The organism is Bradyrhizobium sp. STM 3566 (genome assembly GCF_045571445.1).
Classification (GTDB): Bacteria; Pseudomonadota; Alphaproteobacteria; order Rhizobiales; family Xanthobacteraceae; genus Bradyrhizobium; species Bradyrhizobium vignae.
The window spans coordinates 1,952,342-1,964,530 of sequence record NZ_CP120692.1 but is presented as its reverse complement, the minus strand read 5'-3'; the positions used below and the strand labels follow the sequence as shown (position 1 = coordinate 1,964,530).

The 12,189-nt window shown below is 63.9% G+C and carries 17 protein-coding genes; 9 read left to right on the top strand and 8 right to left on the bottom strand.

All coding sequences use genetic code 11. The features are described 5' to 3' along the window. The first annotated feature begins 249 nt into the window (after positions 1-249). On the top strand, positions 250-498 hold the full coding sequence (locus P6U27_RS09345) for a helix-turn-helix domain-containing protein (protein WP_027572640.1): 249 nt from the start codon (positions 250-252) through the stop codon (positions 496-498). Between the two features lie 107 nt (positions 499-605). Further along, a complete protein-coding gene (locus tag P6U27_RS09340) occupies positions 606-1,127 on the top strand; it encodes a collagen-like protein (protein ID WP_407193908.1) in 522 nt (173 codons plus the stop codon). A 9-nt stretch (positions 1,128-1,136) separates the two neighbouring features. Here P6U27_RS09340 and P6U27_RS09335 read toward each other — a convergent pair whose 3' ends face one another. Together P6U27_RS09335 and P6U27_RS09330 are read right to left on the bottom strand one after the other, a co-directional pair. After that, positions 1,137-1,352, bottom strand: coding sequence for a hypothetical protein (locus tag P6U27_RS09335; protein ID WP_407193907.1), 216 nt, complete (start codon positions 1,350-1,352; stop codon positions 1,137-1,139). A 94-nt stretch (positions 1,353-1,446) separates the two neighbouring features. Then, positions 1,447-1,716: a DUF2277 domain-containing protein gene (locus tag P6U27_RS09330; RefSeq protein WP_407193906.1), complete on the bottom strand. Its 270-nt coding sequence runs from the start codon at positions 1,714-1,716 to the stop codon at positions 1,447-1,449. A gap of 125 nt (positions 1,717-1,841) precedes the next feature. Between P6U27_RS09330 and P6U27_RS09325 the strand changes: the two genes are divergently transcribed. The 3 genes from P6U27_RS09325 (at position 1,842) to P6U27_RS09315 (ending at position 4,111) form a co-directional block, all read left to right on the top strand. Continuing rightward, the gene (locus P6U27_RS09325; protein ID WP_407193905.1) at positions 1,842-2,918 is read left to right on the top strand and encodes an alpha/beta fold hydrolase; all 1,077 of its coding nucleotides are present in this window, start codon (positions 1,842-1,844) and stop codon (positions 2,916-2,918) included. Positions 2,919-3,084: 166 nt separating this feature from the next. Then, the gene (locus P6U27_RS09320) at positions 3,085-3,438 is read left to right on the top strand and encodes a hypothetical protein (protein WP_122406499.1); all 354 of its coding nucleotides are present in this window, start codon (positions 3,085-3,087) and stop codon (positions 3,436-3,438) included. A 70-nt stretch (positions 3,439-3,508) separates the two neighbouring features. Further along, positions 3,509-4,111 carry an MSMEG_1061 family FMN-dependent PPOX-type flavoprotein gene (locus P6U27_RS09315; protein ID WP_407193904.1) on the top strand — a complete coding sequence of 201 codons (603 nt, stop codon included), beginning with the start codon at positions 3,509-3,511 and terminating at the stop codon, positions 4,109-4,111. 116 nt (positions 4,112-4,227) lie between these two features. Here the strand turns inward: P6U27_RS09315 and bfr are convergent, their stop codons facing one another. The 3 genes from bfr to P6U27_RS09300 all read right to left on the bottom strand — a co-directional run bounded on the left by bfr (position 4,228) and on the right by P6U27_RS09300 (position 5,593). After that, complete coding sequence (bfr, locus tag P6U27_RS09310; RefSeq protein ID WP_025034463.1) at positions 4,228-4,716, bottom strand: bacterioferritin; 489 nt, start codon at positions 4,714-4,716, stop codon at positions 4,228-4,230. A 133-nt stretch (positions 4,717-4,849) separates the two neighbouring features. Continuing rightward, positions 4,850-5,122, bottom strand: a complete 273-nt coding sequence (locus tag P6U27_RS09305) for a bacterioferritin-associated ferredoxin (RefSeq protein ID WP_122401913.1) — start codon at positions 5,120-5,122, stop codon at positions 4,850-4,852. A gap of 162 nt (positions 5,123-5,284) precedes the next feature. Next, a complete protein-coding gene (locus P6U27_RS09300) occupies positions 5,285-5,593 on the bottom strand; it encodes a hypothetical protein (protein ID WP_407193903.1) in 309 nt (102 codons plus the stop codon). A gap of 152 nt (positions 5,594-5,745) precedes the next feature. Here P6U27_RS09300 and P6U27_RS09295 point away from each other — a divergent pair, with 152 nt between their 5' ends. Both P6U27_RS09295 and P6U27_RS09290 read left to right on the top strand, forming a co-directional pair. Beyond that, complete coding sequence (locus P6U27_RS09295) at positions 5,746-6,066, top strand: hypothetical protein (protein ID WP_129146203.1); 321 nt, start codon at positions 5,746-5,748, stop codon at positions 6,064-6,066. Positions 6,067-6,276: 210 nt separating this feature from the next. Continuing rightward, positions 6,277-6,558, top strand: a complete 282-nt coding sequence (locus P6U27_RS09290; RefSeq protein ID WP_122401911.1) for a hypothetical protein — start codon at positions 6,277-6,279, stop codon at positions 6,556-6,558. A 74-nt stretch (positions 6,559-6,632) separates the two neighbouring features. Here P6U27_RS09290 and P6U27_RS09285 read toward each other — a convergent pair whose 3' ends face one another. Together P6U27_RS09285 and ettA are read right to left on the bottom strand one after the other, a co-directional pair. Continuing rightward, a complete protein-coding gene (locus P6U27_RS09285; RefSeq protein ID WP_407193902.1) occupies positions 6,633-7,859 on the bottom strand; it encodes a lytic murein transglycosylase in 1,227 nt (408 codons plus the stop codon). 7 nt (positions 7,860-7,866) lie between these two features. Beyond that, a complete protein-coding gene (ettA, locus tag P6U27_RS09280; RefSeq protein ID WP_129146201.1) occupies positions 7,867-9,516 on the bottom strand; it encodes an energy-dependent translational throttle protein EttA in 1,650 nt (549 codons plus the stop codon). A 234-nt stretch (positions 9,517-9,750) separates the two neighbouring features. On the opposite strand from ettA, the gene P6U27_RS09275 reads away from it, so the two are divergent. Continuing rightward, complete coding sequence (locus tag P6U27_RS09275) at positions 9,751-9,966, top strand: hypothetical protein (protein ID WP_407193901.1); 216 nt, start codon at positions 9,751-9,753, stop codon at positions 9,964-9,966. A 130-nt stretch (positions 9,967-10,096) separates the two neighbouring features. After that, positions 10,097-11,059: a D-2-hydroxyacid dehydrogenase family protein gene (locus tag P6U27_RS09270; protein WP_407193900.1), complete on the top strand. Its 963-nt coding sequence runs from the start codon at positions 10,097-10,099 to the stop codon at positions 11,057-11,059. A 49-nt stretch (positions 11,060-11,108) separates the two neighbouring features. Here P6U27_RS09270 and P6U27_RS09265 read toward each other — a convergent pair whose 3' ends face one another. Then, on the bottom strand, positions 11,109-12,077 hold the full coding sequence (locus P6U27_RS09265) for an NAD-dependent epimerase/dehydratase family protein (RefSeq protein ID WP_407193899.1): 969 nt from the start codon (positions 12,075-12,077) through the stop codon (positions 11,109-11,111). Positions 12,078-12,189 lie beyond the last annotated feature (112 nt).

Below are 12,189 nucleotides of genomic sequence, written 5' to 3'. Positions count from 1 at the left end.
CATCCGCATCTGCGTGTGATGCCCGTTTGCGCGGGCATCACACGCGTGATCGGCACGAGATAGGTCCGCATCGCGATGCATCTCCCACCAATCGCGGCGGCTTCGCGGCATTCCTGAGGTCAATTGGTGCGATCGTCCCCGGTTAACCCTTCATTAACCAAACCCGACCACCGTGGATCTACGGCTTGGGGGTCGTTGGTTCTCGATCCGCTTCCAACGATGGAAGCGGGCGTTGGTCGGGAGGTGTTGATGACCACTGTTCACGTCGCTGCGTCCGAGCCGGACGCACAGTTCCTTGCTCCAAACCAGATCGTTCCGCTTCTGATCGGCGCCACCGTTGACGAGGTCGAACGTGAGCTCGTGCTCCAGACGCTGGCGCGCTGCGACGGCAACCGCACGCGCGCCTCGCGCGTGCTCGGCCTGTCGGTGCGCACGCTGCGCAACAAGATCAGGCTCTATGCCGCCTCCGGCATCGACGTGCCAGCCTATCAAGACTAGCACGTGCGACGGCGTGCCGATTGATGTTGACCGATCTCACGCGCGCAGAATTGCTGCTGTCGTCAAACGTCGCTAAGTAGCTTGCTTCGGGTGCAGGGAGCAGTGGCGTGGCAGACGATCAGGGACGACGGCAGGGACCTCCGGGCCCGCGCGGACGGCAAGGCGAGCCGGGACGGCCTGGACCGCAGGGTCATCCGGGCCGGCGCGGCCCCGACGGGGCGCGCGGCAAGCCGGGGCCGCAGGGCAAGCCGGGACCGATCGGCAAGGCCGGCCCGCCTGGCAAGCCCGGTCCGCAAGGCAAGCAGGGCGAAGCCGGCCCACGCGGAGCCGCCGGACCACAGGGACCTCTCGGACCGCAGGGGCCGGCGGGGCCGCAAGGCCCGCGCGGCGAGCCGGGTCAACCCGGCCAATTGCCATCGATCGAGCAAGTGCTGCCGTGGCTCGACCAGCTCTTCGACGCCTGGGACGAACGCCGCCGCCAGCGCGAACGCGAAGCCGCCGAGCGCGATGCGCTCGAGGCCGCCGTCCAGGAAACCGGCGAGGCAATCGTCGATGACGAGAGCGATGACGGCGAAGATCACAAGAAGACGAAGAGGAAGAAAAAGAAGAAGCACGCTCCCAAGGGCTAGCGGGCGAGGCTATTTCGACCGGTTCTCAGGCCCCGGCAGCATGCCCATGCGCTCGAACTGCCAGCGCATGGCGCGATACCAGAGATAGCCCACCGCCGCGCCGCACAGGCCGAGGATGATCACGTGTGCGCTCGAGAACGAGCCGCTCCACCACATCATCCACGCGGTCCATAGCATCGTGAAGACGATGGCACCTGCTTTCAAAGGAAGAAGGGGGCGGCTCATGGTCGTGCTCCGGGCGATCAAAACCCCGGCCGCCAGCATCGCAAGTTGACGCAGCAGATACCGTGAGCCAGATCACGGAACGCGTTGCTCGCGCTCACGAGCCGAAGCGCAGCCGTGAGCGTTCCTTCGCCTTTTCCGCCTCAACCTCGCGGTCGCGCGCCGGCGCATGCGTATGCAGCGACGTCAGGAGTTTTCGTGCGGCCTCAGAGACCTCGGCCACCGCACGCTCGAACGCCGCCTCGTTCACCTGCGACGGCTTGTTGAAACCCGACAGCTTTCGCACGAACTGCAGCGCGCTGGCATGGATCTCATCCTCCGTCGCGGGCGGCTCGAAGTTGAATAGTGTCTTGATGTTGCGGCACATGCAGGATCTCCCGGTGTCAGCCTGAAAGACGATCGGCCGAGCCGAAATCCTACATCCCTCCCAGACTTCTGCTAAATTCCACCGCAACGCGGCCGCCGACCATGAGCCGCATGGGGGAAATGAACATGAGAGCTTGTCGCGCGGCGCTGTCTGCCATCCTGCTGTCCCTTTCGACGCTGGCTATCTCCACACCGGTCTTGTCCGCCGATTACCCGCCCCCAAAGCAGGGAGACTGGATCGCCAGGGATTTCAAGTTCCACACCGGCGAGATCATGCCGGAACTGAAGCTGCACTACACCACTGTCGGCGAGCCCTCAGGCCAACCGGTGCTGGTGCTGCACGGAACAGGCGGCTCGGGTGCGGGCATGCTGACTCCCTCCTTTGCCGGCGAGCTGTTCGGCGCGGGGCAGCCGCTCGACGCTTCCAAATATTACATCATCATTCCCGACAATGTCGGCCACGGCAAATCGTCGAAGCCGTCCGACGGACTGAAGACGAGCTTCCCGAAATACAACTACGACGACATGGTCGAGGCGCAATATCGCCTGGTGACGGAAGGCCTCGGCATCAAGCATTTGCGGCTCGTGATCGGCAATTCGATGGGCGGCATGCACACCTGGCTGTGGGGCGAGAAATATCCGGACGCGATGGACGCACTGATCCCGATGGCCTCGCAGCCGACCGAGATGGCGTCGCGCAACTGGATGCTGCGGCGGATCATGCTCGACACCATCCGCAACGATCCCGACTACAATGGCGGCAATTACACCAGCCAGCCGCGCATGATGAAATACGCCATCACGGCGTACGGCATCGCGAGCATCGGCGGGACGCTCGCCTATCAATCTCAGTCGCCGACCGCGGCCAAGGCCGACAAGATGGTCGACGAGCGTCTTGCAGCGCCGATCACGGCGGATGCCAACGACTTCGTCTATCAGTGGGAGTCCTCGCACGACTACAATGCCTCAGAGAAGCTGGAGGCAATCGAAGCGTCGCTGCTGCTGATCAATTCCGCCGACGACGAACGCAACCCGCCGGAGACCGGAATTACGGATGCCGCCATGAAGCGGGTCAAGAACGGGCGCCTGTACCTGATCCCGGCGAGCACCGAGACGCGCGGCCATGGCACCACGAGCAACGCCAAATTCTACGCCGAGCATGTCAGGCAATTGCTGCAATCCGCGCCGCAGCGCGCGATGTAGGGATCACCAAGAACACGCCCATATCGCAATGCATCATATGCGGCGCTCCGCCGCCGCATATTATTTGAGCATGCAATGCGCTGACAGCTCGGGCTTAATCGTCTTAACAGTCGAATCGACGCGCGGACGAATCATGCGCGAATGGCAAGACGCGACGAGGAGGATCATGCACAGGCTGGCACTGTGCATTTGGCTGGCTGCAATGACGGCGCTGACGAGCGCCGCGTTCGCATTCGACAACGGGCAATATGATCACGTCCCGCCGGATATCCGCGCCTGGTTCAAGAGCGTGATCGCGCCGAATGGCGTGCCCTGCTGCGACATCTCCGACGGCCATCGCACCGACTACGACGTGCGCGGCGGCGCCTATTGGGTACCGATCGATGGACAATGGATCGAGGTGCCTGAGCGCGCCATCATTCGCGATCGCGGCAACCCGGTCGGGCAGGCCGTGGTGTGGTACGTCCATCACCGCGGTGCCGTCATTATCAGCTGCTTCGTGCCGGCGGACGCAGTTTAGCGCGTTTGATTTCGTTGGCTGAACGCGCCTGATCGGATAGCTTCGGCCAAACTGAAGCGGAGGCACGCCGTTGAACGATCTGAGCGCCGAAGACCTCGCCACCATCTATGCCAAGCCGAGCCCGCGCGTGATCGCGAAGGCACGGCCCGCGATCGATGCGCATGCGAAGAAATTCATCGAGATGTCGCCGTTCTGCGTGCTCGCGACATCGGGAGCGGACGGGAGCGTCGACGCTTCGCCGCGCGGCGGCGGCATCGGCTTCGTCCGCGTCGCCGGCCCCAACCAGCTGCTGATGCCCGACCGCTCCGGCAACAACCGCATCGACAGTTTCCGCAACGTGGTCGAAGGCTCGGGCTTCGTGCACCTCTTGTTCTTCGTGCCGGGCATCGACGAGACGCTGCGCGTCGGCGGACGCGGCACGCTGTCGGCTGACCCGGATCTGCTCGCCTCGATGGTGGAATTCGGCAAGCCTCCGCGCGCGGTGTTGAATGTCGCGGTCAGCGAGGTCTATTTCCATTGCGGCAAGGCGCTGATGCGCTCGAAGCTGTGGTCGTCGGAGAAGGTGCAGCGCTCGGTGATGCCGAGCATCGGCACGGTCATTCACGATCAGACCGGCCTCGGCGAACCGGCGAGCCAGGAGACCGTTGAAGAAATCTACAAGACGCAGCTGTAGCTAGGGGTCCGTCATTCCCGGGCTTGTCCCGGGCATTCACGTCTTCGTCGTGCGGCAATACGTGGATGGCCGGGTCAAGGCCCGGCCATGACGAATGGAGGGAGCCGGGCCGGAGCTTAATGCCCGTCGCCCTCGAGCCCGCCGACGTGCTTCTGGGTGTAGAGCTCGAGGCCGATGCGACCGATCAGATCGAGTTGGGTTTCGAGGAAGTCGATGTGGTGCTCCTCGTCGCTCATCAGCTTCTCGAACAGGTCGCGCGTGACGTAGTCCTTGACGCTGTGGCAGTAGGTCGCCGCTTCTTGATAGAGCGCCCGGGCGCTCATCTCGGCGGCGAGGTCGCACTCGATGATCTCCTTGACATTCTGGCCGATGCGCAGGGGATCGAGCACCTGCATGTTCGGAAAGCCGTCGAAGAACAGGATACGCTCAGTGAGCTTGTCGGCGTGCTCCATCTCCTCGATGGACTCCTTGCGCCAGACCTTGGCCATGTCGAGCAGACCCCAATTGTCGAGGAAGCGGTAGTGCAGCCAGTACTGATTGATCGCAGTCAACTCGTGACGCAGCGCCTTGTTGAGATAGTCGATGACCTTTGCGTCGCCCTGCATGGTTCACTCCAGCTTTCGCAGTCCAAATCGGCCCTAACCGAATTTAGAACGCTTCTAAATGAGTTCGCGGACGAGAGCAACCAGCCACGCGGACGCAGCCGGGGGAAAAGCTCAGCCGGTGTTGTGGAAGTTTTTAGCAGGCTGCGAGGGCGAACTGCGCGGGTTCGGCCGTCTCGTCATTGGCAGGCACGGTGTGGCTATGAGGACAGCCGGCGCAGCAGGACTGGGCGCAGGGGCCGAGGGCTTCGTCGATGATCGTCTTGATGGTCCGGGCACAGCGACCGCATTCGGCGCTACAGCCGAGGCATCCGTAGACCTGCTTGGCATGGCGCACGGCGTCCTCGGACTCGGCGACGGCGGCGCGGATATCATCATCGCTCAGCACGTTACAGGAACAAACGATCATGGAAGCGGAAGGTCCTTCGGTGATGCGCCATCATCGATATTTAACAGGCTGGCCGGATGCAAAAGGAAAAACTGGTATTTGAAGCTATTCCAAACTGGCCCGGTCGACAGCCTAGAACGGCTCTAAAACGAGCTGTTGCGCTGGATCAAGATTGCGGGGGTTCTAATCGCCACCTCCGCCTCCTCCACCATCGCCGCCACCTCCGCAATCCCCGCCGCTGCTGCCGCCATCGCTGCTGGAACAACTGCCGCCGTCGGTCGCGCTCCCCAAGTTGTCGCTGGAGAACCAGCTTCCCAGCGAGAAGCCGTCGCTCGTCCCGGAATAACTGTCGCTGCCGCTGCTCCCTCCGTCGCTACCGGCCGCTGCGCGGGAGCGCCGTCCGCGATTCTGGAGGTGGATGAACCAGCCGTAGCCGATCGCGAAGACGATTCCGGCAGCAATCAATGCATTGACCGTCGCGTTGCCCATCATCGTCTCCTTGGCGGAGTTGCGTCCATGTCAATTGGTCGAGCCGGCGAAGGCGCCGTTCATTGATCATTCAAGCGAATTGTGGAACTCTGCTCCCAATTGTGGAACTCTGCTCCCAAAGAGTTCCCGCGTGATTGTGCGAAAAGGTCAAGCCGATGAAGAAGTCGCTCCTGGCAGTTGCCGCCGTCGCCACCCTGGCGCTGACGGCCGGAACACCCGCCCATGCCCAGCGCGGCGTCGCCGCGGGCGTGGCCGCCGGGATCATCGGCGGCGCGATTGTCGGTGGCGCGCTTGCCTCTCCGTATTACTACGGACCCGGCTATGGCTATTATGAACCCGGCTACTACCCGCCGCGCTACTACGCACCGGGCCCGGGCTATGTTGCCGACGACTATTACGGCGGCTGCGTCTGGCAGAAGCAGCGCTTCTGGGACGGCTATGCCTGGCGCGTCCGCCGTGTCAGAGTCTGTGGCTAAGTCGCCAGGACCGGCTCACCACGGATGGGCCGTTCATCTCGGAGCCCGAAAAAGACCGCTTTTTCTCGTCACAGCTCCGTGTGCGTTTACCGTGGATTGACCATTTGCGCGCTTGCTAGCCCAACGGCCAATTCCATCAGAGTGTGCGTGAACCTTTGAAACCCGGGCACCTCTAACAAGGGGAGCCCATCTCCCAGGAGAGCCCTGAGCATGAAGAAGACTTTAGTTGCCGCCCTCACGGTTGCGACGGTCGCCGGTTCGCTGGTGACCGCCACCCCGCCTGCCAAAGCCGGTGACGTCGGTGCCGGCATCGCGGCTGGCCTGATTGGCGGCGCGATCGTCGGCGGCGCCATTGCGTCGAGCCGTCCCGCCTATGGCGGCCCCGTCTATGTCGCCGAGCCCGGCCCGCCGCCCCCGCCCTGCTACTGGCGTCGTGAGCGGTATTGGGACGGTTACGGCTGGGTCGTCCGCCCGGTCCGCGTTTGCTACTGATCTGATCGTTACGCGCGCGCCGCGATCGAAGCCCGGCCGAGCATCTCGGCCGGGCTTTTTCTTTTGCTGCTCTGCTATCGCGCAGCCTGGATCGAGCGCAGCACCTCTTCACTGGGCCAGCAATCGACCTTCAAACCCGCCGACTTCTGATAGGCGCCGAGCGCTGCGCGTGTCTGCATGCCGGCCTTGCCGTCGATCTTGTCCCTGTAGAGCCCGATACGCGTCAGCCCGCGCTGCATGGTCTCGACATCCTTGGTGCGCAACTGCTTGGAGGCCGACCAGGGCGTTGCAAACGGCAGCGGGCTCATCATGCGGTCGCTGAGATGGCCGACGAACAGCACGTAGAGATCGGAGAAATTGTATTCCTTGATGACGAAGTAGTTCTTCGTGGTCAGGAACGACGGGCCGTAGATGCCCTCCGGCTGGAGCAGCGAGGCTGGCTGGGCCTGCTCGGCCGCGCTGAGCTTTTGCCCACGCACCGGCACAAAACCTTCGCGCAGCCATTGGCCGATCGGCTTCGTCACCTCCGGCACGCCAACCGTGCAATCGACGTTCGCCGGCGCCTGCACCTCGTAGGCCCAGCGCAGGCCGCTTTGCCAGCCCTTGTTGACGAGCTGCTGCGCGGCCGAGGCCAGCGCATCCGGCACGGAGTGCCAGATATCGATACGGCCGTCGCCGTCGAAGTCGACGCCATGCTTGTAGTATTCCGAGGGCAGGAACTGCGTCAGCCCGGTGGCGCCGGCCCAGGACGAACGCATGTCCTTGCGCGTCACCACGCCTTCTCCCAGGATCTTCAGCGCGAGGACGAATTCGTTGCGATACTGGTCCTTGCGGCGGCCGACATAAGCCTGCGTCGCCAGCACGCGGACGAGATCGTAGGGCAGCGTGTAGCGGCCATAATCGGTCTCACGGCCCCAGATCGCGAGCATGACGGTGGCAGGCACGCCGGAGCTTCTCTCGATCCCGGTCAGTGCCGTGCCATATTTCTGCAGCAGTCGCTGTCCCTCGCCGGCAAGCCGCGCGATCGAAGCTTCCTTGACGTAGTCAGCCGGGACCTGCACGAACTCGGCCTGCGACGGCGCGCCGGTCGCGGGCCGTCCGGGTAGGATCAGATCGGGCAGCTTGTAGTCGGGCTCGAGCCCGCGCGTCTCACGCTCGAATGTCGCGCGCGAGACGCCGGCCGCCTGCGCCTCCGGCCAGAGCGAATCAACGAACTGCGTGAAGGCCGCGTCGGCAGCGTGGGCGGACGAACAGCCGCAGGTGACGACGATCGCGGCCGCGATGAGCGCCCGCCGCATCATGCCGGGATCACCGCGTCAGCTTTTTGTACTTCACGCGATGCGGGATGATGCTGTCCTGGCCGAGCCGGCGCATCTTGTCCTTCTCGTAGTCCTGGAAGTTGCCCTCGAACCATTCGACATGGCTGTCGCCTTCGAAGGCCAGGATGTGGGTCGCGATGCGGTCGAGGAACCAGCGATCGTGGCTGATGATGACGGCGCAGCCGGCGAAGTCCTCCAGTGCCTCCTCGAGCGCGCGCAGCGTGTCGACGTCGAGATCGTTCGTCGGCTCGTCGAGCAGCAGCACGTTGGCACCGGACTTCAGCATCTTGGCGAGATGCACGCGGTTGCGTTCACCGCCGGAGAGCGCGCCGACCTTCTTCTGCTGGTCCGCGCCCTTGAAGTTGAACGCCGAGCAATAGCCGCGCGAGTTCACTTCCTTCTTGCCGAGCAGGATCAGCTCGTTGCCGCCGGAGATTTCTTCCCACACGGTCTTCTTGCCGTCGAGTGCGTCGCGCGACTGGTCGACATAGCCGAGATGCACGGTCTCACCGATCGTGATTGTGCCGGAGTCCGGCTGCTCCTGGCCGGTGATCATCCTGAACAGCGTGGTCTTGCCGGCACCGTTGGCACCGATCACGCCGACGATGCCGCCCGGCGGCAGCTTGAACGTGAGATTGTCGATCAGGAGACGATCGCCAAAACCTTTGCTGAGCCCTTCGAAGTCCACCACGTTGGTGCCGAGCCGCTCGGCGACCGGGATGATGATCTGCGCGGTCTGGGTCTGCTTCTCGCTCGCCTTCTTGAGCAGCTCCTCATAGCGCTGATAACGCGCCTTCGACTTGGCCTGGCGCGCCTTCGGCGAGGATGCCACCCATTCCTGCTCGCGGGCCAGCGTCTTCTGGTGCGCAGCGTCCTCGCGGCCCTCCTGTTCAAGCCGCTTCTGCTTCTGCACCAGCCAGGAGGAGTAGTTGCCCTCATAGGGGATGCCGCGACCGCGGTCGAGCTCGAGGATCCAGCCCGTGACGTTGTCGAGGAAGTAGCGGTCGTGGGTGACGATCAGGATCGCACCGGGATAGTTGCGCAGGTGCCCTTCCAGCCACGATACGGATTCCGCGTCGAGATGGTTGGTCGGCTCGTCCAGCAGCAGGAGCTCGGGCTGGTCGAGCAAGAGGCGGCACAGCGCGACGCGGCGGCGCTCACCGCCGGAGAGTTTGGTCACGTCGGCGTCGTCGGGTGGACAGCGCAGCGCGTCCATGGCCTGGTCGACCTTGCTGTCGAGATCCCACAGGCCCTGCGCCTCGATCTCGTCCTGAAGCTTGGTCATCTCCTCGGCGGTCTCGTCCGAATAGTTGACGGCGAGCTCGTTATAGCGGTCGAGGATCGCCTTCTGCTTGGCGACACCCTGCATGACATTCTCGCGCACGGTCAGCTTGGGATCGAGCTGCGGCTCCTGCTCGAGATAGCCGACGCGGGCACCCTCGGCGACCCAGGCCTCGCCGGTGTATTCCTTGTCGAGGCCAGCCATGATCTTGAGCAGGGTCGACTTACCCGACCCGTTGACGCCGAGCACGCCGATCTTGGCGTCCGGATAGAAGCTCAGGTGAATATTGTCGAGCACCTTCCGGGTCGGGTAGCTCTTGGTCAGGCCCTGCATGAAATAGATGAACTGGCGCGCCATCGGTCCCGTGAAACCTTCGATTTGAGGAAATTTGCTTGCCGCCGATGTAACGATCCCGCCCCCAAAGGGCAACGTTTTCCGTCCGTTCACCACGGTTGAATACGGGACGGACACCATCCGGCCACCGATCCGGACAATTGAAACCATTTTTTAATAAAGCAGGCCAAAGCTCGGTTTCGCGCGGAAACAGCGCCACCCGCTCAGAACGAACGGGCAGCACAGCGAGGCCGCATCATGGCTCTGATCGAGACCAACTCTCTTCCTGTTCCGGCGGCAGCCGGGCACGTCTCCGAGTTCGCCTCGGAGATCAAGGCCTTCTGGAAGCGTTTCGTCACCACCGCCTTCAACCCGTATCGGCCCGAGCTGCACTACATGCGCGGCCCCGGCCCGGCCTGGCGCGCCAAGCACGGCATGGATGCGCCGTTCCGCCTGAAGCCCCGCGACCGTTGATCCCCTCTTTCCTGTCGGACTTTTGAAGACCTCGGCGGCTTGCGCGCCGTCCTGATTGCGCGCAACCATGGTCCGGTTCCGACGAAGGCGCCCCGCTCGCGCCGTCACCTCTCGCCATGGATGAACGCTGATGACGCGGCTGCGCTGTGCAATTCTCGACGACTATTTCAACCTCGCTCTCGATGTCGCCGACTGGCCGAAACTATCCGACCGCCTTGACGTCACCGTGTTCAGCCATCCCTTCGCCTCCGAGCAGGCGGCAGCCAGCGCACTGGCCGATTTCGAGATCGTCTGCGCGATGCGCGAGCGCACCGCGTTTCCCAAGAGCCTGTTTGAGAGCCTGCCGAAGCTGAAGCTGCTGCTGACTTCAGGCATGCGCAACGCTTCCATCGATATGGAGGCTGCGAAGGCGCGCAATGTGGCCGTGGGCGGCACCCAATATTCCCGCGATCCGACCGCGCCGCTCGCCATGGGCCTGATCCTGGAGCTGACCCGCGGCATCGGCCGCGAGAATGCACGCATGCATGCCGGCGAGCCCTGGCAGAGCTTTGCCGGCGTCGAGATCGAGGGGATGACGCTCGGCATCGTCGGGCTCGGCAAGCTCGGCAGCAAGATGGCTGGGATCGCGAAGGCGTTCGGCATGAACGTGATCGCCTGGAGCCCGAATCTCACGCCCGAGAAGTGCAGGGAAGTCGGCGTCGGCTACGCTACCAAGGAGGAGCTGTTCGCCAAGGCCGACATCGTCACCATCCACGTGGTGCTGAGCGAGCGTTCGCGTGGCCTCGTCAGCCGCGCCGATCTCGCGCGGATGAAGCCGACGGCCTTCCTCGTCAACACCGCGCGTGGGCCGATCGTGGACGAGCAAGCGCTGCTCGAGGCGCTGCAGCAGCGCCAGATCGCGGGCGCCGGCTTGGACGTGTTCTCGATCGAACCGCTGCCGGCCGGCCACCCCTTTCGCAAGCTCGACAATCTCGTGCTGACGCCGCATCTCGGCTACGCCACCACCGATGGATTGCGCATCCATTACGGCCAGATGGTCGAGGCGATCGACGCCTGGACCAGGGGCAGCGAGCTGCCGCGGCGGCTTGCCTGAAACGCGATGAGGCCGGGCATCAACCGTCATCGCTCCCTCACATAGAAGCTCAAGCCGCCGTGCGATGGCCCACGGAATGCCTCACAGCGTCGACGAAGCCGTCTCGCCAGGAGGGATGGGCCGGCAGCCAACCGAGCTCGCGCTTGGCCTTGGCATTGGAGGCCCCGCGCACCTCGGTCATCATCGCAACCATGTGTTCGCCCGCAAGCAGTCGCCCGAGCCACGCCGGAACGTGAAGCGGGGGTTTGGCGTCAAGGAACTCGGCGAGCGCCGGCAGCCAATCCCTGACCAGTGCCGGATGGTCGTCGACGATGTTGTAGATGTTGCCGGCGCGTCCGCGCTCGACCGCAGCCACGGTCGCTGACGCAGCGTCTTCGGTGTGAATGAACGACCAATGTCCGCCGCCATCGCCGATAACCGGCACTCGCCGCCGGCGAAGCTGATCTTGCATCGCCGGCGACAGCGTGCCGGTTTCCGGGCCATAGAAGAATCCGTAGCGCAACACGATGCCTTCGGGTGCAGACGATGCCGTAACCGTTCGCTCCAGATACCGGATCGCCTCGAGTGTACGACGCAGTTCTTCCGGAGGATTCGGCTCAAGTTCGTCCGCTTCCGTCTTGATCGCTCCGCCATCGCGGCTGAAGGTCCAGCCACAGAAGCTCTGTGCAATGAAGCGCTTGGCACCGGCCTCGCGCGCGGCCGCGAGCAGAATGTCGGTTCCGCGGGTCCGCAACTCGTTGGTCCGCGCGAACGCGCGATCGAAATGCCGCAGATCCGTGGCGGCGGCTAGATCGGTCATCTGATGGATGACCACATCAGGCCTTGCCGCGATTACGGCCGCGCGCATGTCCGCCGCGTCGAGGCCGTCGGCAATGACAGGTTCGGCGCCGAAATTCTCGAGCATGCCCGTTTTCGCCGCGCTCCGCGTCGAAGCGACGACCGAGTGGCCGCTGGCAAGAAGGAGAGGGACGAGCTGACGGCCCACGGCGCCAGTGGCGCCCGCAACAAAGATTCGCATCCTGTGCTCCTCGCATTCGCTGCAATCAGCCGGGACGTAGTCGGGCCGGGCGTGGATTCAAGCGAGCGGAGGCGCGAACGAGCATGCGTCAAATGAGTGCGGCGCGTGGCCA

Bases quoted from the DNA above. Each gene is read 5' to 3' on its own strand.
- ettA (WP_129146201.1), bottom strand. From the start codon at position 9,516: ATGGCGCGCCAGTTCATCTATTTCATGCAGGGCCTGACCAAGAGCTAC.
- P6U27_RS09320 (WP_122406499.1), top strand. From the start codon at position 3,085: ATGCACAGGCTGGCACTGTGCATTTGGCTGGCTGCAATGACGGCGCTG.
- bfr (WP_025034463.1), bottom strand. From the start codon at position 4,716: ATGCAGGGCGACGCAAAGGTCATCGACTATCTCAACAAGGCGCTGCGT.
- P6U27_RS09275 (WP_407193901.1), top strand. From the start codon at position 9,751: ATGGCTCTGATCGAGACCAACTCTCTTCCTGTTCCGGCGGCAGCCGGG.
- P6U27_RS09330 (WP_407193906.1), bottom strand. From the start codon at position 1,716: ATGTGCCGCAACATCAAGACACTATTCAACTTCGAGCCGCCCGCGACG.
- P6U27_RS09335 (WP_407193907.1), bottom strand. From the start codon at position 1,352: ATGAGCCGCCCCCTTCTTCCTTTGAAAGCAGGTGCCATCGTCTTCACG.
- P6U27_RS09325 (WP_407193905.1), top strand. From the start codon at position 1,842: ATGAGAGCTTGTCGCGCGGCGCTGTCTGCCATCCTGCTGTCCCTTTCG.
- P6U27_RS09265 (WP_407193899.1), bottom strand. From the start codon at position 12,077: ATGCGAATCTTTGTTGCGGGCGCCACTGGCGCCGTGGGCCGTCAGCTC.
- P6U27_RS09270 (WP_407193900.1), top strand. From the start codon at position 10,097: ATGACGCGGCTGCGCTGTGCAATTCTCGACGACTATTTCAACCTCGCT.
- P6U27_RS09290 (WP_122401911.1), top strand. From the start codon at position 6,277: ATGAAGAAGACTTTAGTTGCCGCCCTCACGGTTGCGACGGTCGCCGGT.
- P6U27_RS09285 (WP_407193902.1), bottom strand. From the start codon at position 7,859: ATGATGCGGCGGGCGCTCATCGCGGCCGCGATCGTCGTCACCTGCGGC.
- P6U27_RS09295 (WP_129146203.1), top strand. From the start codon at position 5,746: ATGAAGAAGTCGCTCCTGGCAGTTGCCGCCGTCGCCACCCTGGCGCTG.
- P6U27_RS09305 (WP_122401913.1), bottom strand. From the start codon at position 5,122: ATGATCGTTTGTTCCTGTAACGTGCTGAGCGATGATGATATCCGCGCC.
- P6U27_RS09300 (WP_407193903.1), bottom strand. From the start codon at position 5,593: ATGATGGGCAACGCGACGGTCAATGCATTGATTGCTGCCGGAATCGTC.
- P6U27_RS09345 (WP_027572640.1), top strand. From the start codon at position 250: ATGACCACTGTTCACGTCGCTGCGTCCGAGCCGGACGCACAGTTCCTT.